This is a genomic window from Gloeocapsopsis crepidinum LEGE 06123, assembly GCF_015207655.1.
In the GTDB taxonomy this organism is placed as follows: Bacteria; Cyanobacteriota; Cyanobacteriia; order Cyanobacteriales; family Chroococcidiopsidaceae; genus Gloeocapsopsis; species Gloeocapsopsis crepidinum.
The window spans coordinates 23,650-46,881 of sequence record NZ_JADEWN010000004.1 but is presented as its reverse complement, the minus strand read 5'-3'; the positions used below and the strand labels follow the sequence as shown (position 1 = coordinate 46,881).

At 40.1% G+C, this 23,232-nt stretch carries 22 protein-coding genes; 6 read left to right on the top strand and 16 right to left on the bottom strand.

The genetic code is table 11. From position 1 onward, the window contains the following. Positions 1-16: 16 nt before the first annotated feature. From IQ230_RS02430 to IQ230_RS02395, 8 genes are all read right to left on the bottom strand, one after another. On the bottom strand, positions 17-931 hold the full coding sequence (locus IQ230_RS02430; RefSeq protein WP_193930454.1) for a glycosyltransferase family 2 protein: 915 nt from the start codon (positions 929-931) through the stop codon (positions 17-19). A gap of 25 nt (positions 932-956) precedes the next feature. Continuing rightward, complete coding sequence (locus tag IQ230_RS02425) at positions 957-2,234, bottom strand: ABC transporter ATP-binding protein (protein WP_193930453.1); 1,278 nt, start codon at positions 2,232-2,234, stop codon at positions 957-959. After that, the gene (locus IQ230_RS02420) at positions 2,234-3,046 is read right to left on the bottom strand and encodes an ABC transporter permease (RefSeq protein ID WP_228054518.1); all 813 of its coding nucleotides are present in this window, start codon (positions 3,044-3,046) and stop codon (positions 2,234-2,236) included. Before IQ230_RS02420 ends, IQ230_RS02425 begins: the two co-directional genes overlap by 1 nt. A 34-nt stretch (positions 3,047-3,080) precedes the next feature. Further along, positions 3,081-4,124 carry a glycosyltransferase family 2 protein gene (locus IQ230_RS02415; protein WP_193930449.1) on the bottom strand — a complete coding sequence of 348 codons (1,044 nt, stop codon included), beginning with the start codon at positions 4,122-4,124 and terminating at the stop codon, positions 3,081-3,083. Between the two features lie 100 nt (positions 4,125-4,224). Next, complete coding sequence (locus IQ230_RS02410) at positions 4,225-5,457, bottom strand: glycosyltransferase (protein WP_193930447.1); 1,233 nt, start codon at positions 5,455-5,457, stop codon at positions 4,225-4,227. Positions 5,458-5,489: 32 nt separating this feature from the next. Further along, positions 5,490-6,437 (bottom strand): glycosyltransferase, encoded by a 948-nt coding sequence (locus IQ230_RS02405; protein WP_228054517.1) that lies wholly within the window; start codon positions 6,435-6,437, stop codon positions 5,490-5,492. A gap of 148 nt (positions 6,438-6,585) precedes the next feature. Continuing rightward, entirely contained in the window at positions 6,586-8,040 is a 1,455-nt protein-coding gene (locus IQ230_RS02400) for an NAD(P)/FAD-dependent oxidoreductase (RefSeq protein WP_193930445.1), read from the bottom strand. 147 nt (positions 8,041-8,187) lie between these two features. Then, positions 8,188-9,204 (bottom strand): glycosyltransferase, encoded by a 1,017-nt coding sequence (locus tag IQ230_RS02395; protein WP_193930443.1) that lies wholly within the window; start codon positions 9,202-9,204, stop codon positions 8,188-8,190. 448 nt (positions 9,205-9,652) lie between these two features. Here IQ230_RS02395 and IQ230_RS02390 point away from each other — a divergent pair, with 448 nt between their 5' ends. Further along, positions 9,653-10,090: a peroxiredoxin gene (locus tag IQ230_RS02390; RefSeq protein ID WP_193930441.1), complete on the top strand. Its 438-nt coding sequence runs from the start codon at positions 9,653-9,655 to the stop codon at positions 10,088-10,090. Positions 10,091-10,161: 71 nt separating this feature from the next. Here IQ230_RS02390 and IQ230_RS02385 read toward each other — a convergent pair whose 3' ends face one another. From IQ230_RS02385 to IQ230_RS02365, 5 genes are all read right to left on the bottom strand, one after another. Further along, positions 10,162-10,542 (bottom strand): hypothetical protein, encoded by a 381-nt coding sequence (locus IQ230_RS02385; protein WP_193930439.1) that lies wholly within the window; start codon positions 10,540-10,542, stop codon positions 10,162-10,164. Positions 10,543-10,580: 38 nt separating this feature from the next. After that, positions 10,581-11,474: an ABC transporter permease gene (locus IQ230_RS02380; RefSeq protein ID WP_193930437.1), complete on the bottom strand. Its 894-nt coding sequence runs from the start codon at positions 11,472-11,474 to the stop codon at positions 10,581-10,583. Between the two features lie 51 nt (positions 11,475-11,525). Next, positions 11,526-12,545, bottom strand: coding sequence for an ABC transporter ATP-binding protein (locus IQ230_RS02375; protein ID WP_193930435.1), 1,020 nt, complete (start codon positions 12,543-12,545; stop codon positions 11,526-11,528). 100 nt (positions 12,546-12,645) lie between these two features. Then, positions 12,646-13,593 carry a heme o synthase gene (locus IQ230_RS02370; RefSeq protein WP_193930433.1) on the bottom strand — a complete coding sequence of 316 codons (948 nt, stop codon included), beginning with the start codon at positions 13,591-13,593 and terminating at the stop codon, positions 12,646-12,648. Between the two features lie 132 nt (positions 13,594-13,725). Beyond that, positions 13,726-14,670 carry a COX15/CtaA family protein gene (locus IQ230_RS02365; RefSeq protein ID WP_193930431.1) on the bottom strand — a complete coding sequence of 315 codons (945 nt, stop codon included), beginning with the start codon at positions 14,668-14,670 and terminating at the stop codon, positions 13,726-13,728. A gap of 527 nt (positions 14,671-15,197) precedes the next feature. Here IQ230_RS02365 and IQ230_RS02360 point away from each other — a divergent pair. From IQ230_RS02360 to IQ230_RS02350, 3 genes are all read left to right on the top strand, one after another. Continuing rightward, positions 15,198-16,283, top strand: coding sequence for a cytochrome c oxidase subunit II (locus tag IQ230_RS02360; RefSeq protein ID WP_193930429.1), 1,086 nt, complete (start codon positions 15,198-15,200; stop codon positions 16,281-16,283). Positions 16,284-16,349: 66 nt separating this feature from the next. Then, on the top strand, positions 16,350-18,095 hold the full coding sequence (gene ctaD, locus IQ230_RS02355; protein WP_193930427.1) for a cytochrome c oxidase subunit I: 1,746 nt from the start codon (positions 16,350-16,352) through the stop codon (positions 18,093-18,095). A gap of 76 nt (positions 18,096-18,171) precedes the next feature. Beyond that, entirely contained in the window at positions 18,172-18,792 is a 621-nt protein-coding gene (locus IQ230_RS02350; protein ID WP_193930425.1) for a cytochrome c oxidase subunit 3, read from the top strand. Between the two features lie 88 nt (positions 18,793-18,880). Here IQ230_RS02350 and IQ230_RS02345 read toward each other — a convergent pair whose 3' ends face one another. After that, positions 18,881-20,074, bottom strand: a complete 1,194-nt coding sequence (locus IQ230_RS02345) for a PAS domain-containing protein (RefSeq protein WP_193930423.1) — start codon at positions 20,072-20,074, stop codon at positions 18,881-18,883. A gap of 717 nt (positions 20,075-20,791) precedes the next feature. On the opposite strand from IQ230_RS02345, the gene IQ230_RS02340 reads away from it, so the two are divergent. After that, entirely contained in the window at positions 20,792-21,016 is a 225-nt protein-coding gene (locus IQ230_RS02340; RefSeq protein ID WP_193930421.1) for a hypothetical protein, read from the top strand. 58 nt (positions 21,017-21,074) lie between these two features. Here IQ230_RS02340 and IQ230_RS02335 read toward each other — a convergent pair whose 3' ends face one another. Together IQ230_RS02335 and IQ230_RS02330 are read right to left on the bottom strand one after the other, a co-directional pair. Next, the gene (locus IQ230_RS02335) at positions 21,075-21,365 is read right to left on the bottom strand and encodes a hypothetical protein (protein WP_193930419.1); all 291 of its coding nucleotides are present in this window, start codon (positions 21,363-21,365) and stop codon (positions 21,075-21,077) included. Between the two features lie 264 nt (positions 21,366-21,629). Then, on the bottom strand, positions 21,630-21,803 hold the full coding sequence (locus tag IQ230_RS02330; protein WP_099702202.1) for a chlorophyll a/b-binding protein: 174 nt from the start codon (positions 21,801-21,803) through the stop codon (positions 21,630-21,632). Between the two features lie 253 nt (positions 21,804-22,056). Between IQ230_RS02330 and ald the strand changes: the two genes are divergently transcribed. Further along, positions 22,057-23,151 (top strand): alanine dehydrogenase, encoded by a 1,095-nt coding sequence (gene ald, locus IQ230_RS02325; RefSeq protein WP_193930417.1) that lies wholly within the window; start codon positions 22,057-22,059, stop codon positions 23,149-23,151. The last annotated feature ends 81 nt before the right edge of the window (positions 23,152-23,232 follow it).

Here is a 23,232-nt window from a genome sequence, read left to right as displayed (position 1 = left end):
TGTGTGTATTAAATTTTTATGCTGCAGTTTGGGATGACATCGAATTATAATTCTGACTATATTTTTCCCAAAAAAATCCAGAAATGTTAGCTATTTGCGATAACAGCAATAACAAAGATAAAAATGCAGGTTGAGGCGATCGCACCGATAACGGATATATGAGTAAATTAAAATAAAAAGACAAAGATTCAACTTTGATGCGCTCTACATTACGTCGAGAACGTACTTGGTGAAAGCAAAAAGCCCCACGACCATAGTTAAAATGTTGACGCCAAAATGAACGTAATGATAATTTGTGTGCGTGGTAAATTTGCACTTCTGGAGCATATACCATTTGATAACCTTGATATAACCAGCGATCGCAAAATTCTCGATCTTCTCCTGCTGCTAGTGGGAAAGTCGTATCAAAGCCACCGAGAGTACGAAATAATTCTGCAGATAAAGCAAAGTTATTTGAGGCAAAAAATTGTGCTTGCTGTGTTGTAGAGTTATAGTAAGCGTACAGATAATCAATTAATATTTGACTTGCAGTTGAATAAAGATTATTAGGTAATGCGTTTAGTGTTTTGCCACCAATAAGACACTCTGGTGCTGTTTTAAAACGTTGTTCTAAAGCTGTTAACCAATTGAGAGTAGGCGTACAGTCATCATCAGTAAAGACAAGAAACTTACCTTGAGATTTTGCTGCACCATGATTGCGGGCTGAAGCAGGTCCAGCATTGAGTTGTTTAATGAGGGTTAGAGCGATTTGATTGTGAAAAGGTGCAACGATAGGCTCTAATGGCATTGGGCTACCATCATCTACAACAATTACCTCGAAGCGATCGCGTGGATAGTCGAGTTGTGCGATCGCTGTAAGACAAGTATTAAGACGTTCAGGACGAGCGTAGGTAGGAATAATAATTGAAAATAAAAGCTGATGGTTTATCATAAATTTTTTATATGTTTTTTGTCGTTTACTTGAGAACTATTTCCCATTCACGTGGTTGATAAAATAAGCATTTACTAGTATTTCTATTTGCTTTAACTGTAAACCTAAAAGCCTCAACACTATCGAAAGTACGTATGCCATCTCGTAGATATATTTTAGAGGTATAAACTCCAGGAACTAAACCACAGTATGGCATTTTCATTCGTATTTCTACTTTACCTCTTGGTATCTTTAATTTACATTGGTCGCTTGTAGATGTTAAATATAAAACTAAATCGTTCTCTCCTGATAAAGACTTAATCTGAACTCCCAAATTGGTATTATTAATTGGTTTATGAGCAATACATTCTACACACAAGTAAGCTGGTTCTCCTGTTAAAAGATGAGGCAAAACATGATTATGCTCATCTCTAAAACTTAGAGACAAAATATCTAACCCTAAATCATCATTTTGCTTTCTCGGTAATACCATTATTCCTGTGGTACTGCCAACGCCATTTAAACACAAATCTTCTTCGTACTTGCGAATAATGACTTCACTTTCTCCTGATTGAATTAATTGACCTTTTTTTAGATATATTGCGGAATCACAGACATTCAAAGTACTGTGTGGATTATGAGTAACTAATATAAAAGCAGTACCTTTCTCGCGGAGTTTTGCTAACCGTTGATGACACTTCATCTTAAACTTGACATCCCCAACAGCTAATACTTCATCAATCAACAAAACATCTGGTTCAATATGAACTGCGCAAGCAAATCCTAACCGTGCTGCCATTCCTGAACTGTATGTTTGTACAGGAGCATCTATCGCCTCCCAAATTTCGGCAAAATCTACGACATCATCAAATAATTTTTTAATTTTTTTAGTAGGCAATCCCAAAATTGACATATTGGCATAAATATTTTCTCTACCTGTCAAAATTGGGTTAAAGCCTGCACCTAAAGCAATAAGTGGAGCTACTCTTCCTTTTACTTTGACAATGCCAGTATCAGGTTTAATTAAACCACTAATAATGCGTAATAATGTGCTTTTTCCAGAGCCATTTGCACCTACTAATCCAAGTGCTTCTCCTCGTCGCAATTGAAAGCCAACATCTTTTAAAGCCCAAAACTCGCCTGATCTGAGATATTGACTTTTTCTGCGTCCTCCAATCAAATCAGTGGCAATGTCTTGAACTCCATAAAACAAAGACTGTTTCAGATCGCGACAAAATTTCTTAGAGACTTCTTCAACAGAAATAACGACTTCACTGTCTTTATTCTGAGTCGCAATTATTTTGTTTTTAAGCTCAGCAATCATTATGAACTTACCCTCTCAATGACATATGGCATAGCGATCCGAAACCCAATCCATGTTAGTAATAAGCCAAATATTGTCATAACACTGACTACCCAAAACTGATGAGCATCCGATACAACTCCTGTTGTTGCTAATTCTCTAGTAGTTACTAAGAGAGGAGTAACAGGATTAAGCTTAACTAGCGAGCCAAAAATTCCCTCATTGGGAACTGGATAAATAACGGGAGTTAAGAACAGCCAAAATCCTGTAATAATAGTCAGTCCTTTAGAAACATCTTGATACAAAACTCCCAATGGAGCTAATAGTGTACCGATAAAAGTTCCCAACATAATTAAGTGAATTAGTGCTACTGGAGCTAAGATGACTGTCCAGTGTGTAGGAATTTGGAACCAGATAAACAGCGCTACAATCAAAACTAATTTGATCGCAAAGTTGAAAAATACTTCCCCTACTTTGGCTAAGATAATTGCTTCTCTAGGAAAGTTGACTCTAGCCAACATTGGCTTTGCCAATGTGACTGCTTGCACTGGACCATTTAATGATTCTACAAATGTCTGCCACAGTGCTGTACTGAACATGACGTAAGCTGGATAGGGGAGATCTGTAGCACCAACATTGATAACATTTGCTTCACCTGCAAGCGTAAATCCGGCTGCCATGATAATTGGTGGTAAAAAAGCCCAAGTAATTCCTAGTAATGACTGACGATATTGAGCGCTCAGATCTCGTACCATTAGCCGCCAAGCTAGTTCGCGAGAAGCAAGTAAGTCTCGCCACATGAGTCGAAATAGCCGAAGCGGATGCCTAAGCATACTCTCAGGCGTGTAAAATGTTTCAGGCGGCATATTAATCAGATCGTTCAGATATATTTGTTTGTAATTGAGGCTTGTTGTAAAGCTGAGTTTGAGTATGGCGTTTAGTTAGGTAGTGATTGATCGCCTTGTCTAAAGGAATGAAAATTGGATCGAATAAACGAGTACTGAGTCCAAAAGTTAGAAAGCGAGTTATTGGGTTAACAATGGTTGCTTTACGTCTCCAGCCAACTTTTTTATACTTAGTCTGGAAGTAACCATCTTCTGCTAGATTCCACTTGTCACGGAAGTGGTGAAGACTAGAAAGCGTCCAAGCATCGCTCCAGCGCAGTATATAGTAATGAAGATCGCTTAATACCAAAGGTGGTCCTGGTACGTAAGTCACAATAGAAGTAGGCTCAAAGTATACTGTGCCTCCTGCTTGCATGACACTCATGCAAAAATCTAAGTGTTCTTTAGTGTTAAGCATGGCTTCATCTAGAAAACCAATGCGTTGAAAAATTTCGGTACGCACTAATACGCAGTGAAATTCTGCAAGTTCAGTTTGTTGACGTTGTAGTGAATTCTGTACGTTTGCAACTCGCTGTCCTTGTTTGTACATTTTCTCGCGCAAACGCCGTCGCGTGCGATCGCCTGTGTTATCTATCCAAATGTGGTTTTCGCCTCCAGCACAATGCACAACTTCATGTACTGGGCGATCTTGACAAACTAAAGGTCCAACAACTGTAGCCTGAGTTTGATCGGCACATTGTACCAATGCACTTAACCATCCAGGTGAAACAATAACATCATTGTCAACAAAGATAACGTACTGCGTTTTTACTCGCGCCAGCCCAAGATTTCTTGCTTGATTAGGAGAAAGATAATACTCCGTCCGAATCAGTTCCCATCCTTTATCTTGTGCTTGTTGTTGAAGATGACGTTGCACAGCAGGAGGAGAATTTCCATCTACATAGACTACATGAAAAGGAATTTTTGTGTGTTCGTAAATACTTTCTATCGACTCACGAGTATAACTGAAACGTTCGCGAGGCACGATAACAAGCGTTACTTGTTTTTCCATTGGTAATAAATTCATAATTACTAGCCATTAATTATTCAAAAACCGCAGAATATGTTTAAGGAATATAATATTTTTTTATTAATAACATTTACAGATTTCATTTCTAATGAATCTCTTAAACCGTATTTAATAGTTGTTGATAAATCTGCACTAGCTGATTATTTAAGTTGTCCAAATTATAGTAATTTTCTACACAATGACGACCTGCTCTACCCATTTTTTCCCATAGGTCAGGATGTTCTATTAAATAATTTAATTTTTCTGCCAAAGCATCTGCATCTTTTTCAGAAACGAGGAACCCAGAAATACTATCTTCTACAAGCTCTGGAATACCACCATGATAAGTACTAATAACAGGTAATCCGAGTGCCATTGCTTCTTTTAAAACATTAACAGGAGCATCTTGATTTCCATCAGCAGCAGTGACACTAGGTGCAACAAAAATATGAGATTGATTAAGAATTTTAATAATTTCTTCTTCGTTTTTCCAACCTAGCAAGTTAATTTTTTGACTATCACCTAGTTCTTGAATTAGTTGTTGTAGATGTTCTCTTAATGGTCCATCACCAATAATATTGTACTCAAGATTAGGATGAGTTTTAGCTACTTTATTAAAAGCACGAATGCTATATTCTATTCCCTTCTTTTCTACTAACCTTCCTGTAGTAACTATTTTTACTCTTTCATCAGCAGGAAAGTAACGAGGAGTAAAGGCAAATTTATTACAGTCAAGCCCAGAGCGATGCACTTTAATTTTACTTTTGTCACAGCCCAATTGGATAACACGGCTTTTAAAATATTCACAGTTAGCTAGAAAAAAATCTCCAGTTTCAAAAAGTTGATTATAAATGCGATCGCCTTTTTCTTTAACGAATCGACTAATATCATCACCACGGAATATAGTAAGCAGCTTTGCATTAGGTGCATTCATAGTTTGAAATGCCATTCCTCGAAAACAGGAAGTACCAAACTGACAATGAATAATATCGTATTGTTTCTTAAATTGGGGAATAGCTGTATATAGTAACCATAAAGAAAGTGCAGGACTACCATATTTTAGAATATTAAGAGATTGACCAATTTTTTTTGGATCTTGCCAAAAATTAGTAGTTAAAATTTTTATGCCATCCCGCAAACGTGTCAATAAGTTAGGTGAAATTGAGGGCATATAGTAAGTGTAGTCAAGAAGACGATATTTAAGGACATCAGGATGCACATTATGAATATCACCTTGTTCTTCAGCATATACATCTACTTTGTATCCTCGATCAATCAAGCCTGTTATTTGATTAATAATAAAGGTTTCTGATAAAACAGGAAAACTGCGTACTATAAAAGCAATGTTCATGACAACATAAGACTTTTTCAAAATTTAATTATTTATTCTCTAGTAGAGTAACCACCAAATTTTAAGCGCATTTTTTCCCATACACTTATATATCTTATAAAGAACATTACTAAAGAAACCTGACTTTTTTGCCTAAAGTTTTTTAAGCGTGAGTCTAGAAAGACATTACAAGTAAAAATTAAAGGTGGTATTAAATCCTGAATCACACTAATAATAAATTTTTTATTTCTCTCCCAAGCTGATTTAGATCTTTTAATTTGTAAGTCATAGCTTCCTCCTGCATAACGCACAGTCTTTTTATATAAATCTTGGAAAGAATGTCTTGCAGGATGCGCAACACAAGTATCTTCTGCATAAATTTGTCCATAACCGTAAGCAGCTACACGCTGTCCCCATTCAACATCTCCACTAGACTTTAAATTTGCATCAAAAAAACCTACTTTATCTATGACACTTTTCAAAGTAAAAACATTAGCTGTAGCACCATAATTATGTTTTTTTAAAAACTCCATTTGTGGTAGAGCCATGATGCTTTCATACAGTTCTACTACTGATAGATGATTAGGATCTTTGAAAAAAATGTCTATCTTCCCCGCAACTAAGCCACAATTAGGAGTATGTAATAAATTTTTTACACCATTTTCTATCCAATTTATAGTAGGAATACAGTCTGCATCTGTAAATGCAACAATTTCTCCCTTTGCTATAGATATTCCCTTATTACGGGCAGCATAAGAACCTGGTGAACTTTCATCAGTAATTCGTACTTGTTCAAATTGAGTAACTAAACCAGATATATTCTGTTCTTTATTTGAACCATTATCAACAACAATAACTTCATACAAATGCTTGGGGTAAGTTTGATTTTCTAAAGCATTTAAGCAGAGTTTTAACCGCTTAGCGTCATTGAAGACTGGAATGACTATAGAAACAAACAACATATAAGCTCGATCGCTTTTTACAGATGTATAGCTATTCATACTGTATAAATCAACCCCAAGTCTTGCTTCAATATTACAGAGAAATTTTTAGGTGTTAATTAGAAAGAAAGAGGCTACTATTAAATAATAGAAAACTCATATCTAAAAAACAGTAGCTTTTTCATATTTAAACCTTAATAAAAAATAATCACCGTAGAGCAAGGTCAGGCTGTAAATTATTAGATACTCTACTTGGCTTCGATGTTGTCATGAATTCTTCGTGATAAGAACGTTCAGTGTTAACTTCCCACAAATTGTGTTCTTCACCCAGAATATTTTTAGCAGCTAACCATCCTGTTAACATCGAGTGATCTTGATTGTTGTAACGATGCATTCCATTGCGACCAGTTGTTTGTAAGTTCTCAAACGTTGCTAAATAGTCCTGAATGACTGTGAGATGACGGCGGTATTCATGGTCGTAAACTGGATAGGCTTTAGGTTGACGAATGACAACTCCATCTTCTACATCAATAGCATCTGCTAAACCTAACTTATCAAGTTCACTTGTTGCTAAATCTAGTAATTCGGTATCAGACATTGTCCAAATACCATCACCTTTTGTACAGAAATATTCCATTCCCAAACAAGTTTTGGTTGAGTCAGGAACCATTGCTGCACTCCAATTTTTGAAGTTTTGAATGCGTCCTACTTTAACTTCTGAGCTATGAATATAAATCCAGTTATCTGGGAATAAATGTTCGCGATTAACCACAAGTGCTACAATTAAGAAATCTCGATAATTCAGCTTTCTAGCAGCTTGTAAGACTTCATCTGGTGGTAGAGGATCGAGGCGATGAATTAATGTTGCGATCGGCATACTGGAAATAAAATAATCTGCCGCGACACTGATAAGTTTGCCATCTTGTTGAACAACTACACGCTCAATTCGCTTATCATTACGCTCTAAACGAACAACACCACTATTAAGATGTACTTGACCGCCTCTATCTTCCACTGCTGTTTGAAACTTTTGCCACATCATTCCTGGACCAAGAACAGGGTAGTCAAATTCTTTAATTAAGGTTTTAGTATTATTCGTTCCAAATAAAGCATTTGTAACTGCTTTTTTGAGTGACAATCCCTTAATGCGCTGCGCCGCCCATTCTGCTTGAATTTCGTTACAGGGAATTCCCCAAACTTTTTCAGTGTAAGTTTTAAAAAATGTTTTATAAAGTCGTTCGCCAAAGCGGTTAATGACCCACTGTTCTAAATTTTCTTCTATAGGATTAGGCTGCCATTTCACTTTGAGGTAGCTAAGTAAAATCAAAAAGCTTTCAAAAATACCTAAATTAGTTAAAGTATTAAATAAGCTTAATGGATAATTATAATATTTACCTTTATAGTAAATTCGTGATAATCGGGGAACTTTAATAAACTCATCGCCAAGAACTTCTAGCCATAGTTGTTGTACTTCTTCCACTTTGGTAAAAAAGCGATGTCCGCCAATATCAAAGTGATAACTTTTGTAAGTTTCTGTACGCGAGATTCCACCAACTTTGTCGCCTTTTTCAAAAACAGTCGGCTCAACACCATTTTTGACAAGTTCATATGCAGCTGTAAGACCAGCTGGACCTGCACCGATAATGACTACAGGAGAATGCATAAATATAACTCCGTGAGGAAATTCTTTAATTAGTTAGGAAAACTTTTAAATAAGCTCATATGCAGCGATCGCTACTAACGCAAAAACAAGTAGCTACTCTACGGTTGCTAAACCACAAGCTTTCTGGTGTGTTAGGTTCGCTAAAAGTTAATTGCCAAAAGCAAGTTGCTTCTTTTGACGCCAATAATGGCGACTTGTCCCAATAGCGTACGCTAAACCGCAGTAAAAATAGTAAAGCCAATGCCAAGGAATGACTCGCAGTGCAAACCACCAGCCACGTTGACGCACAAAAAAGCTATACACTGGAGCATTAAGTACTAGCAGTACTCCGCTGAATACAACAACACCACCCAGCAAAGCTGTCCACCACAAACTAGCAATTGCTGCACCTAATAATGCAAATATTGAAATAACACTCAGACGGCTCAAAAGTTGTAAGTTCAAATCGTTGAGAGGTTGGCGATCGCGTAAAATTAACTCTGTCCAAGGAAGCGCGCGATAGAAAAAGTCTGCTCGTAGTAAGGAAATAACTCCCCAGTGTTTTAAATGTTTAACCTGTAGTGATTTACAAAGTTTAATGGTGTAGCCAGCTTGCTTTAATCGATAGCCTAGTTCAATATCTTCAATTGTGGGACGTCGGTAACGATTATCAAAACCACCTACTGCAAAAAAAACTTCACGGCGAATTGCACCACAAGCCCCCCAGAAAGTTGAAGCCTCCTCACACGCAGTTTGATGAACATAGTGATGCAAGAGATTTTTGTACTGCGACAGAAAATTTTTAGCACCTGGTGCATCATCATATGAACCAATCATTGCTGCCACTTCTGGTTCGCAACTAAAGGCGATCGCCACCTGGCGAATTGTATCAGGATAAATTGTGACATCGGCATCTACGAAGAATAATATATCACCCGTAGCAGTCCGCGCACCTAAGTTACGTGCTTGTGCTGGTCCACTACATACAGGTATTCTCAGTACTGTGGTGTAATATTCTTGTGCTACGCACCAAGAGCCATCAGTATCTCCATCAGCTACAACAATAACTTCATGGGGTGGAGGAACAGCAGCCGCTATGCTAGACAAGCAACGCCGGAAGCTCTCTCCTCCGTTGTGTACTGGAATAATGACTGAGACTGACAAGTTTTTGTTAGAGGAAGGCATTCTTGAGAAAACCTGAGCCTAATGTAGTAGGTCAAATTGTGTCTTAGTAAGTATTTTGGTAGAACCAAAACCTATCCAAAACTACGTAATTTCACCAGTTAACTAGTTATCAAGTTAACTATAAAGAGCTTCTTTGCCTAGAGTGGTCTCAGCATTTTCACGGTTAATTTATATAGCTAGATGTTTTTAACAATCTTGTTCATCGTGCCTTAATAATCACTTAATTGCTTCCAGTAATGTCATTTATGTATTAAGTCTTTTCTTAAATTAAATAAATCAGATAGTTTTTACAGCTAAAAGAAAACCACTAAATTTCTAAAGGTTAAGTACAATTACGTAATACTAAGCACATCAGGTTGCGATCGCTGTAATGTGTAGATAGATTAAGCGATAGAATAATTTTGATAAATAGATCAGCAATTAACCTTAGAACTAGAGAGATGCAAGTATGACTTTAGCAGTTGGTACTGATGCTCCTACTTTTACCGCCAAAGATACAAATGGCAACACTGTCTCGCTATCTGACTTTGCAGGTAAAACGGTTGTTTTGTACTTCTATCCCAAAGACGACACCCCTGGATGTACTAAACAAGCTTGTAGCTTTCGCGATGCCCAACCCGATTATCAAAACAAAGATATTGTTGTTTTGGGCGTAAGCAAAGATGACGAAGCTTCCCACCAGCAATTTACGCAGAAGTATAATTTGAATTTTCCGTTGCTAGCAGATACGGACGGATCAATTATTAAAGCTTATGATGTAGACGGTGGTGGCTATGCTAAGCGCGTCACTTATGTCATCGATCCTCAGGGTAAAATCGCTCATATAGACAGTGCGGTGAACACGGCAACTCATGCAAGCGATGTTCTCACTGCACTAGGACTTTAAGTCTGTACGTAAAAATATTAGCCACAAAGATGTTTCGTGCTTTGTGGCTTCTCAAAAGTGCTGTTTGAATTTTAATTTTCTAAGCGAATTGTTGGCGGCACTGAATTAGCTGGAGCAACTGGCTGTTGGCTAGGTTGTTGCATTAGCTGCCTTTGCCTTTCGCGGAATGCTGATGCTGCTGAATTGATGTTCTGATTTTGTTCGTTAGCATATTCGTATGGATCGCGCATAGTTCCTAGTTGAGCGCGATGAATTAAGTCAAACATCCCCCATGAATCATTTGTATTCTGGCTAGAAAATGGATCGCTATTGCGTTCTGTTCTAAAAATTTCTTGGGGATCGGCACTATTCGTTGCTTGAGCCAAACTAGGTTTAGGAAGTAGCCATGCTAGACCAACTCCAGCTACTGTACCTAACATAATTTGAGCAAATAAGATCCGCGGTATTTTCATAGTATTGATTGGGTAAATACTGTTGTGATGCTTATATCTTACGCAAGTGACTTGCGCAATAGTGGTTGAATGCTAAGTAAAGCAACAAGGCTAAAGCCAACTAATACTAGCAACGCTCCACCAAAAGTAATTGTTCCCCAAGGTGCTTGCATAACGACACTGCTGAAGTGCCAATTGCTATGAGTGTAAAGATAGCGAATTGGTTCAATCGCATAACTGAGCGGATTTAAGGTTGCCACAACTTGTAGCCACTTAGGCATGAATGATAAAGGAGCTAAGGCAGTGCTTGCAAACAACAATGGCAAGTTTGTTACAAAAATAACAGCAATTAGTTCAATATGACCAGGTAAAGCAAAAGCTAAACCTAAACTTAAAGCTGTTACACCTAAAGCAAGTAAAAAAACAACAAGTGTAATCACACTCAACCCTGCTATATCAGGTAGTCCCGCACCAAGGAAGGCTGCTGCGGTAACGATGACAGCGGCTTGCAGTAAACTTTGAGTAATAATAAAAATTGCTGAAGCTAAAACAATGGAAAACCGAGAAGCCAATGGTGCGACGAGTAAACGATTTAAAAAGCCAAACTCGCGGTCAAACATCACTGGTAATCCGGCATTGAGTGCGCCAGCAAAAGCAGTAAAAACAATAATGCCAGCGCCAAGAAACTGCGCATAACTTTGGCTGGTGCCAAATAATCCTTGGGGAGCATTTTGAAACAGTGCACCGAAGAGAATCAGCCACATGACTGGCTGAATGATTCCAGCAACTAACGTTGAGGGACGTCGTTTTAGCTGAATAAACAACCGGCGAGTCAAAGCAAGTGTTTCTTGAACTATTTCACTTAAGAAGCTGGGAGTAGCACCCGTATTAAGTTGGGGGGATGCTATTTGCTGCCAGTTGTCCAATTTAGGAGGTGTAACAGTACCACTCATAACAGTTTTAGATTTAGGATTGTGAAGTTAATGTGACCAACAAATCAGGAGTTATCGCATATTTTGCTTGCGTTCCGCTTTGAGATCGCGACTTCCCACTGCTGCTAGTTCAGCATCCATGAGTGTTTTTCCCGTCGCAGCGAGATAAACATCGTCTAAGCTAGGGCGTGACTGGGCGATACCAAAAACGGGTAAACCCACAGAGTCTAGCGATCGCTGAACAGCACTTAAGGCATCATTTTGTGGAGTGACAACTAAATTAAGTGAATTACCTTGAGCGCTATTAATGATAACTTCTTGAACAAAAGGTAAGCTTTCTAGTAAGTTTTTTGCTTTTTCTGCTTCTTCTTCTGGGGAAAACTCGCGAATGCGTAAGGTAATGCGATCGCCACCAACGCGATCTTTTAATTCTGATGGAGTTCCTACAGCTATAACTTTGCCGCGATCAATAATAGCGACGCGATCTGCCAGGGCATCTATTTCTTCTAAATAATGGCTTGTCATTAATACTGTTGTCCCTGCTGCTCGAATTTGGCGCAAGAAATCCCAAACAACGAAGCGACTTTCAATGTCAAGCCCTACCGTCGGTTCATCTAAAACGAGAACGTCTGGTGCATGAAGTAAACCAGCGGCGAGGTCTAAACGCTTGCGGATTCCGCCAGAATATGTCCCTGTCCGCTTATCTGCCCATTCTTCTAAGCCTAGTAAATCAATAACATTCTTAATTCTTTCTTTAGCAACTGCTTTGGGAAGGTGATACAGTGCTGCTTGCAGTTGTAATAATTCGCGCCCTGTCAGAATTTTATCGGGCGCTACTTCCTGAGCTACATAGCCGAGTTTTTTTCTCACTTCTCTGGGTTTATCAACGACTGAGATGCCAGAGACAGCTATATTTCCCGCATCTGGTGTTGCCAGAGTACACAAAACTCTAAGTGTTGTTGTCTTTCCGGCTCCGTTTGGACCTAAAATTCCAAATATTTCTCCTGATTCAACCTGAAAGGAGACATCTTTGACAGCTTCAGTGGAGCCGTAGCGTTTCTTTAAATTCTCGATTAAAACAGCAGGAGCCATACAATATATCTCTGCTTGAGAAAATATACAATTCTATACAATCTATTTTAAGACCTTATTGCGGTTGGGGATCGGGGGTGGGCGAAAGCCCACCTTATTGTTAGTGTGCGACCAAAGCCATCACTGCGGTAGTAACTTGATGTGTAATTGGTAAGCTATCAATCATCATGCCAGCACACAATAACATCATGTAAAGAATTGAGTAGAGGAAAAGCGATCGCGCTTGTTGTTGATTGCTCGGATCGTGTAACAATGCCCAAGCTTTTTTAACAAAGAGACTTCCCAGGATTAACGCCACAACGGCATAGAACAGCCCTGAAACGTTCAACGGATAAACAAGTAACAGTGTAGTAGGAATCAAAATCAAGGTATACAACCAAATCTGCCAAGTTGTTGCTGTATTTCCGGCAACAACAGGTAACATAGGGACTCCCACTTTGGCATAATCGTCGCGGATCATCAGTGCCAATGCCCAAAAGTGTGGTGGCGTCCACACAAAGACGATCGCAAACAGTACCCAAGCTGGCAAACTTAACGAACCTGTACAAGCTGCCCAGCCTACAAGTGCTGGAATGGCTCCTGCCGCGCCACCAATAACAATATTCTGTGTGGTATGACGTTTAAGTAAGTGCGTATAGATACCGACATAGAACACAATGCCAGACATGGCTAAGAGTGCACTGAGCAGGTTAGCAAATACTGTAAGTAAAGTAAAAGATATAGTAGCAAGTGCGATCGCAAAAATCATTGCATCACGAGATTGCACTCGTCCTGAGGGTATTGGACGGTGGCGAGTGCGTTCCATATCATAATCAATGTCGCGATCGTAAATACAGTTGATTGTTTGTGCTGCACCAGCCGCAAAAGTACCGCCACTCAAAGTTGCTACAAGTAAAACTGGATCGACTTTACCATCAGAAGCAATCCACATACTCGCAGCAGTTGTGATTAATAAAAGTGGAATGATCCTTGGCTTTGTCAGTTGGTAGTAGCTTTGAATAACTTGAAAAAAGTTTTGATGATGGCGTGAGACACTCGTCTCAATCATATTTGCACCAGTTCCTTAATATTTGAAACAACATACAGCCAAAGGATGAGCTAACTCGCGAACAGAATCTGCTCTTGATCAACAAAATTAAATTGTCATTTACGCTCGATTTTTGTATTGGCTGCAACTTTATCAATTTGATGATTCGGTTGTAGGAATTGCGATAATAGCTGTTGTGCGATCGCGTAATCCCAATACAGTAAAAGCAACTAGCGTTCCCAGTAAAACTGCACCAACTACTTGGTGTGCTACTGTGAGTGGCTCTACTTGTAGGTGCAAGCGGAATGTCGCTATACCCAACAACACTTGGAGAACCAGCAGCCCACCTGCCATATTTGCGAGTTGTCTTAACGCTGGATGTAATGCAGGAGTCCGCCAAGCAAAAAAGACAACAGTAACAATTGCCAAAGTTGGCGGAACGACGCCAGCAATGTGACTATACATGACGTTACACAGAGCATTACCCGCAAAACACTGATGCAGCGCCCAGCGAGAAGCTACTAAAGCACCCATCAGGCTTTGTAAATAAACAAGACTAGCTGCAATCAAACCTATCCAAGGAAGATTACCTGCTGTACCAGTTCCCTGATAGGGTACTAATGCTGTGCCAATTACAAGTAGTGTCACAAAAAACAGCAGGGCTGTGCCCAAATGAGCAGTCACAATATCAAAACGTAAAAGCTCTGTGACAGTCAAGCCACCTAAAACACCTTGAAAGACAACTAAGCCAAGTGCAAAAGTTGCCGCCCAAGGCAACCACTGCGGTAATATTCGACGGTTCCACCAAGACAAACTCGCTAATACGATTGCTCCCAACCCTACCATAGCTGCGTCTAAACGATGAAACCATTCGAGGAATACTTGAAAATTCATTTGCTTTGCTGGGACAAGCTCACCATAGCACAAAGGCCAGTCTGGGCAAGCCAGCCCAGCATTCGTCACGCGAGTGGCACTACCGATTGCCATCAAAATCAAGGTCGCGATCGCAATTTTCCATACGAGCCGCCGGATTCGTTCTTTTGGCTGGGATTGTTCGCCACTCGTTACAGTTTGTTGATGCAGGACGGATTCGGTCATGAACGATACCTTCTGCCTGTTTGAGAGCTATCAAAGTTAATGTTTTTGTGATTATTTGCTCATTTCCACGCTAGCGCATTCCCAACAGAAAATGAGCTATGGGAAATCAGAACTTCCACGTTACTAGATCTCCAACTTTTAAGTTACATTGACTATCACTCAAATATTATTGTTAGAGTTTGCTTATGTAGCAATGTGGTCAATCATCATTAAGACATTATAGAGGCTCAGAACCGTTACTCTAACTGACTTTTAACCTGACCTCTAACTCCTGAACTGTAGGTCTGAGAAAAGCGCATCCCCTGACCACTGTTATATCAATGATGCCCATTAGGTAGCACAATTTACTTTGCTTAACATCTGTCACAGGTAATACTAGAGAAGCACGCTAGATAAATCTAAATTAAGCGATCCCAAAGAAATTAGTAAAAATAACCTTGATTTTCTCGACGGTAGTTTGTCTCTACACTACCGTGGTAGATGAGCAGAGTTAACAATAGAAGTAAAGTCATTAAAATAGCTAAACCGTGAACATTCCATCATCAATCTGGACTTTAATCGTTGGTATAGCCGTAACCATAATTAGCCTTTGGTACGGTCAGAATCATGGTCTGTTGCCAACAGCAGCATCAGATGAAGCCGAGTTGGTAGATGGGCTATTCAATGCAATGTTGACCATCTCCACAGGTTTATTTCTGATTGTGGAGGGTGCCCTAATTTACTCTGCCGTTCGCTTTCGTCGTCGCCCTGGTGACGATTCTGACGGACCACCCATTTTTGGCAATATACCACTAGAAATTTTGTGGACAGCGATACCGGCAATTCTTGTCATTGGAATTGCGATTTACAGCTTTGATGTTTACAACTCAATTGGTGGCTTCAATCCGCATGGTGTGCATGAGGCACCCATAGGAGAGCAAGCAGTCAGAATGCCAGGAGCAGCGATCGCAGCAACACTGAGTGATACACCGCCAAATACAGATTCTAATTTGAATCAACAGAAGTCTGACGCAGCAATGCAAGACCCAGCAACGGCAAAAGTTCGCAACGCCGATCAAATACCGCAAAGGCAAAACGCTCCAGGTGTAGGAGTTGTTTCTCCCAGCATCGGTGCAAGTCCGGATCAAGAGGGTACATCCCCAGCTTTAACGATTAACGTTACAGGATTACAATACGCTTGGATTTTCACCTATCCTGATACAGGCATTACAAGTGGTGAATTACACGTTCCGGTAGGACGCGAAGTTCAAATTAGTATGACTGCAAACGATGTCATTCACGCTTTTTGGGTACCAGAATTACGCCTAAAACAGGATGCAATTCCTGGTAGACAGTCAGAAATTCGATTTACACCGAGAACTGTAGGTGAGTATAAACTGATCTGTGCTGAACTCTGTGGTCCATACCACGGTGCAATGAATACACAATTTGTCATTGAAACACCGGAGGCATTTGAACAGTGGCAGCAAGAGCAGATCGCAAACACAGACTCGCAACAACTTGTTGCCGTCAACTCGGCTGATTTATCTCCAGCAGAATTTTTAGCTCCCTATATCAGCGATTTAGAAATTCAACCGGAAATGCTGCACCAAATCCACCACACTCATCATTAGAGATAGTTAGGGGTTCGACTCATAAGTCCTACTCTCTACTACCCACTCCCTACTTCCTTTTTCGATATGACACAAGCACAGCTACAAGAAAGCGCTAATCCTGCTCAAAGTGAAGAACACGGAGTAAGAAAGTGGCGCGACTACTTCAGCTTTAATACCGATCACAAAGTTATCGGAATTCAATATCTCGTCACAACTTTTATTTTTTACTGTATTGGTGGCGTTTTAGCTGACTTAGTACGCACAGAATTAAGAACACCAGAAACTGATTTTGTAAGTCCAGAAGTCTACAACAGCTTGTTTACACTCCACGCGACAATCATGATTTTCTTGTGGATTGTACCTGCGGGGGCTGGGTTTGCTAACTATCTCATTCCCCTAATGATTGGGGCAAAAGACATGGCATTCCCTCGCTTGAATGCAGTCGCGTTCTGGATGATTCCACCTGCTGGTTTGTTACTTATCAGTAGCTTACTTGTGGGAGACGCACCTGATGCAGGCTGGACGTCCTATCCACCTTTAAGCTTGGTGACAGGACAGGTGGGTGAAGCAATTTGGATTATGAGCGTCCTCTTGCTAGGTACTTCTTCCATTCTGGGGGCGATCAATTTTCTGGTGACAATCTGGAAAATGCGGATTCCAGGAATGACGGTATATCAAATGCCCTTATTTTGTTGGGCAATGATTGCTACTTCCGCAATTACTTTGCTTTCTACTCCTGTACTAGCAGGTGCTTTAGTTCTCTTAGGGTTTGACCTACTCGCAGGGACAACATTTTTTAACCCAACTGGCGGTGGAGATCCGATTGTTTACCAGCATATGTTCTGGTTTTATTCCCACCCTGCGGTTTACATTATGATTCTGCCCTTCTTCGGGCTGATCTCCGAAATTTTGCCAGTACACGCCCGCAAACCAGTCTTTGGTTATCAAGCGATCGCTTATTCAAGTTTGGCAATTAGCTTTTTGGGCTTAATCGTCTGGGCGCACCATATGTTTACTAGTGGTATTCCTGGTTGGTTGCGGATGTTCTTTATGATCACAACAATGATCATCGCTGTACCCACAGGGATCAAAGTTTTTAGCTGGGTAGCCACAGTTTGGGGTGGTAAGCTTCGCCTTAATAGCGCCATGCTGTTTGCTATGGGTTTTGTCGGCACGTTTGTTATCGGCGGTATTAGCGGCGTCATGTTAGCTGCTGTACCTTTTGATATTCACGTTCACGATACCTATTTTGTTGTTGCTCACCTGCACTACGTTCTCTTTGGAGGTAGTGTTTTAGGTATCTTTGCGGGTTATTACCATTGGTTTCCTAAGATTACTGGGCGAATGCTCAACGAGTTTTGGGGTAAGGTTCACTTTGCCCTGACCATTGTGGGCTTAAATCTGACTTTCTTACCAATGCACAAGTTGGGCATGATGGGCATGAACCGACGGATTGCAGTATACGATCCTAAATTTGAAACAATCAACTTTATCTGCACAATGGGTTCTTATTTGCTTGCCGTTTCTACTTTTCCGTTCATCATCAATGCTATTTGGAGTTGGATGTATGGTTCTAAGGCAGGTAATAACCCTTGGCAAGCATTAACCTTAGAGTGGATGACGACTTCACCACCAGCAATTGAGAATTTTGACAAGCTACCTGTGCTAGCAACAGGACCTTATGACTATGGTATGAGTAATGCTGATGATGAAGAAGTGGAAGTTCCACTCTCTGATGAAAGAGAACCTGCTTTAGCTGCTGGTCCTAATTCGGCATTACGTGCTGATCCCGATCCCAAATTTGCTGCTAACCCTGAAGACCGCAAATAACTTGATAAGTTGTGAGCGATCAGTTTTCATGGTGGCTCACAATTTACTATTCCTACATTCGTTATCAAATTAAATCATGCAAAGTCAAACCATTGACCCAGCAAAAACAGCGCTTAACTACCATCACACTGAAGCTGAAGCGCATCATGAGGAACATCCAGATCATCGTATTACTGGACTTATTATGTTTCTGGTAGCTGAAGGAATGATTTTCTTCGGAATGTTTGGTGCATACTTGGCTTTTCGATCTGTGCTACCATCATGGCCTCCCGAAGGAACACCAGAATTAGAACTTTTGTTACCTGGAGTTAATACGATCATTCTAATTTCCAGCAGTTTTGTGATTCATAACGCGGACACTGCAATCAAGAAAAATGATGTGCCTCGAATGCGTACTTGGTTAGCAATTACTGCAGCAATGGGCGCAATCTTCTTGGCTGGACAGCTTTACGAGTACAGTAATTTAGAATTTGGTCTAACTACCAATTTATTTGCCAGTGCCTTTTATGTTCTAACTGGCTTTCACGGATTGCACGTTTTTATTGGACTAGTCGCGATTTTAGCTGTTCTATGGCGATCGCGTGTTTCTGGTCACTATTCAAATGAAAAACACTTTGGCGTAGAAGCTGCAGAAATCTACTGGCACTTTGTTGATGTTGTGTGGATTGTTCTATTTGGGTTATTGTACATTCTCTAAATCAACTGGCGATCGTATTACCTGCAAAAATGACTAAACTATTTAAGTTATTAGTCACTAGCAAAGCCCCTGCAATGGGGTTTTTCTTTTACACAGTGTAGATATCTCGTGCGGGTAATCTATCGAATAAACTTTGTTCTTTAAGAATAATATGATTTTTGGCATCCATAGAGATTTTACCCTCATCTTGAAGTTTTCCCAACAATCGCGTAACTGTCACGCGGGTCGTTGAACAAGCTTCAGCTAATTCTTGATGTGTAAAGCGCACGCTTAAACGAATTCCTCGCTCAGTTGGCTGACCAATTTCTTGTTTTAATAGCTGTAGTAACTGCTCAAAACGATCTTTGACTCGCCTTTGCCCAAAAATAGCTAACAAAGCTTCAGATTGCCGTAATCTTTGATTAATTCGCGGTAATACTTGAGCAGCCAGCAACGGTGATGCAGCAAGTTCATTAAAGGAGTAACACAGTAATTGAACTTGGGATAGCGCAGTAGCTTGATATGTGTGCAACGATGTTAGCTCAACTCCAAAGGGCATTCCAGGTCCTGCCAAACCTACAACAACCTCTTCTCCTGTTTCACTCAAAGTACTAAGCTTGACAATTCCTTGATCGACTTGCCAAATCATTTGTGGTTTAAGCGGTATCAGTTCGCCCTTTAGATAAACGTATTTACGGCGATCGCCATTTGATGTTTCTTCTTGCTCTATTTGCTCTGGGCAAGGTTGATCCTGAACAGCATTCACCTGGCGAATACATACTTGCATTTTACTATTGTTACCTGCGTTACCTGTTACGATAGCTACTGTTAATACTACCTTTATAGGTTCCTGATTACGCGGGCAAAGATTTACCACCCACTCCAGCGATTGTCCTTGCTGCAACTGCATCAACTTACTGTAAAGTGCTTGGCGTTCGTCTTCTGCAACAAAAATAATCAGCGGTTTGCCCACTAAGAATCGCTGTGGAACATTAAACAATTCAGCTGCAGCACGATTTGCTTCTTCTATCTTGCCAGACTTATCGATGACAATATAACCATCAGGAGCAAAATCAAATAGTTCTTGATAACGGCGAACTTGTAATTCAAGGGCTGTTCGCGTAGCAAGGAGTTCTTCATTCTGCCGCTGTAGCTCATCTACTGTCAGTTGTAATTCCTCTGATACAATGCCAAGATTTGTAAGAGCTATCGGTAGCATCTCTTGACATTCTGGGGCATTACCTAGCTGACATAAACTTTCTATTTGAGAATAGATTTGTTGAGCAAATTTATCTACATTCACATGCTATCTCCAACAGTAATAGTAACTTAGCTTGCAAAATTAAACTCGATGTTTTCCTAACTGAATATTTAGCCCTTGAAGCAGCAAAATCATATTGGGCTACTAGTGGATGGTTAACGTAAAAGTGCTATAGCCTTGTCAACCTTTTTAAGAAACTATGCATTTTTTCCTAAAACCATTCTTTAGAGAGATGCCCCATATCTAAAACTAAGTTATTTTCGTTCCAGAGATTTAGTCAGCTTAGTACTTCTGCCAGGAGTCACTTAAAATGTTGTCTCAATTCTATTAGTTAAACAATTATTTCTAACTCTATTATAGGAGATAGCTTTTGCTATAAAACTAAAAATAATCTTAGTATATGTCCTTAACTAAGAAATAAGTAGCCTTTACATCCACGAATTCTAAGATTTAAAAAAAGTAAAGAGTCTACAGGCAATCTATCTGTTATGTCAAAATTTAAATTTGAATTTTTCTTAGTTTTTATGACTAGTGATAAGCTAAACGTAGCCCACAACAAGGACTAACAATACGTGCAAAACGTGCTGCGCATTTTAGAATTTTTAAAACTGGCAGTAAGAACATCAAAAGACTGGCAGCAATGCTTTACATAAACAAATAGTGTAATGCGTCTTCGATAAACCTGTAATGGAAATTTAAATTATATTTAAAGTAGTAGCTTAACTAGGTGTATACGGTATTTATAGGAATACAAAAAATATGAGTCAGTATAAAATTCACGATGAATATAGTTTGGCAGAAGCTGCTGATATGCTAGGAGAGAAAGCTATGGAGCTAGGCTTAATCCCTAGTTTCGTTGTTCGACACTTTCCTGATAACAGACAGTACTATATTCCTAATGAAAAGGAATCAGAGCCACTCACACCAGAAGAAGCTTACATGAAGCTAAAAAAACTAGTTGAAACAGCAGAAAAACAAGCATAAGTGTCTTGTTAATAGCTAACTAGTTATTAGAAAAGCCTTAGGAAGCACGAAGTGGTTTCTATCGTGGTGGGCGTTTAGATACCTTTAAAACGGGTAGTGCTTGATGCGAACTACTAGGCGGCAAATAGCGCGGTGTAGCAATTTCTTCTGTTGGGTAAGGACGGCGCTGCTGCAATAACCACCAACGCAGACCAATAGCCATACTCACAGTGACTAACCCAAACGTAAACAAAGACCAGCGATCGCCTAGTCCGCCAATAACAGCGTCCACCGCTCCCATAGTCACTAATACACTGGGTAACGGCTCTTTACGGTATGCAGATAACAACTTCGGTATTGCTGCGTTCATCACAAAATTAATATATTCTTTGGCTCAGCTATTATCTCAAGTTACCTATCATCTTAAGACCTACTTTCCAGACTTGCAGATGTCTTTACGCAATTTGCATTTTTTATGTACAAGACAGCAATTGATCTGGGCAGAATCATTATCAAGGTACACTGTGAGTCTGGACTGAGATCCGCAAACTATGTTAGAGCTGAATAGGTCTTTTCTTGGCAGCTTTGCTAGCTTGCTGTTGACCTCAGTATTTATATCAAACTCTCTTCTACTCTATCTTAGCCCAAGCCAAGCAAGCACGCCTTTACCTGTCAGGTATTCAATCACAACTAGAATGAGAAATCCAATCATTGCTGCTCTGCCATTCAAGCGTTCGGCATACTCATTAAATCCAAACTTAGGTTCCTCTAAGCTAGGAGTCGTTGTAGGTTGTGGCTGAGTTGTCATTTGCTAAACCTCTAAATTTTAAGGAAATTGGCTAGGAGCTTCTATAAGAATTCAGATTAGATTGTACCCAAAATTACGTTTTATTTACATTTCTTTACTATATCGTACAAAGTGACTTGTCAAAAGTGGTATCCGAAGACAGGTACTAGTCTATGCAGGAGATTGACGTAGTATATGAGATTACACTCGCTATCTCGCCACTTGCAGCGGACGCGCTTAAGCTAAAAACAGATGTAGAAGAAAATCATAAAAAATGGAAATTGGCGTTCCTAAAGAAACAAAGGATCAAGAGTTTAGGGTGGGCTTGAGTCCGAGTAGCGTGCGAGTTCTTAAAGAGAATGGTCACAATATTTTTGTAGAATCACAAGCAGGTGTTGGCGCTGGGTTTACAGACGAGGATTATCGCCAAGTTGGGGCAGAAATTGTTTCTACTGCTAAAAATGCTTGGAATCGAGAACTTGTTATTAAAGTTAAAGAACCGCTACAGCCAGAATATCAATTTTTACAAAAAGGACAACTGCTATTCACCTATTTGCATTTAGCAGCTGATAAAGCTTTAACAGAGCATTTAATTGATTGTGGGGTAACAGCGATCGCCTACGAAACTGTAGAAGTCGCGAGTAGCACAAATAAACTACCACTTCTCATACCCATGAGCATTATTGCTGGGCGCTTATCTGTACAGTTTGGCGCTCGGTTTTTGGAACGTCAACAAGGAGGGCGCGGTGTTTTATTAGGTGGTGTCCCTGGTGTCCGATCTGGAAGAGTTGTTGTTTTAGGTGGTGGAGTTGTCGGTACAGAAGCAGCACGAATCGCAGTCGGCATGGGTGCTACTGTTCAAATCTTAGATGTCAATGTCGAACGATTATCTTACTTAGAAACACTATTTGGCTCTAGAGTTGAGTTACTTTATAGTAATTCTGCGCAAGTTGATGCCGTCGTGCCAGAGGCAGATCTCCTTATTGGCGCTGTTTTAGTTCCTGGACGACGAGCGCCGATTCTTGTTAGTCGTGCATTGGTTGGACAAATGCGTCCAGGTTCAGTAATTGTCGATGTGGCAGTTGACCAAGGTGGTTGTATTGAAACATTACACGCGACGAGTCATACCAAGCCTACATATATTGAAGCAGGGGTAGTTCACTACGGTGTCCCTAATATGCCAGGAGCCGTACCGTGGACAGCAACACAAGCGTTGAATAATAGTACTTTACCTTATATCGTGCAGTTAGCTAACTTGGGAATGCAAGCGATGCAAACGAATCCAGCTTTAGCAGCGGGTGTGAACGTCCAAAGTCATCGTCTTGTACATCCGGCAGTACAACAGGTGTTTCCCGACTTAGCTCCTTAGCAAAAAGGCAAGCTGATGTCAAGTGCGCTAGCTTAGGAATAAACAGTGATTTTACTATCTCACTACGTCCTAGAGGTTCAC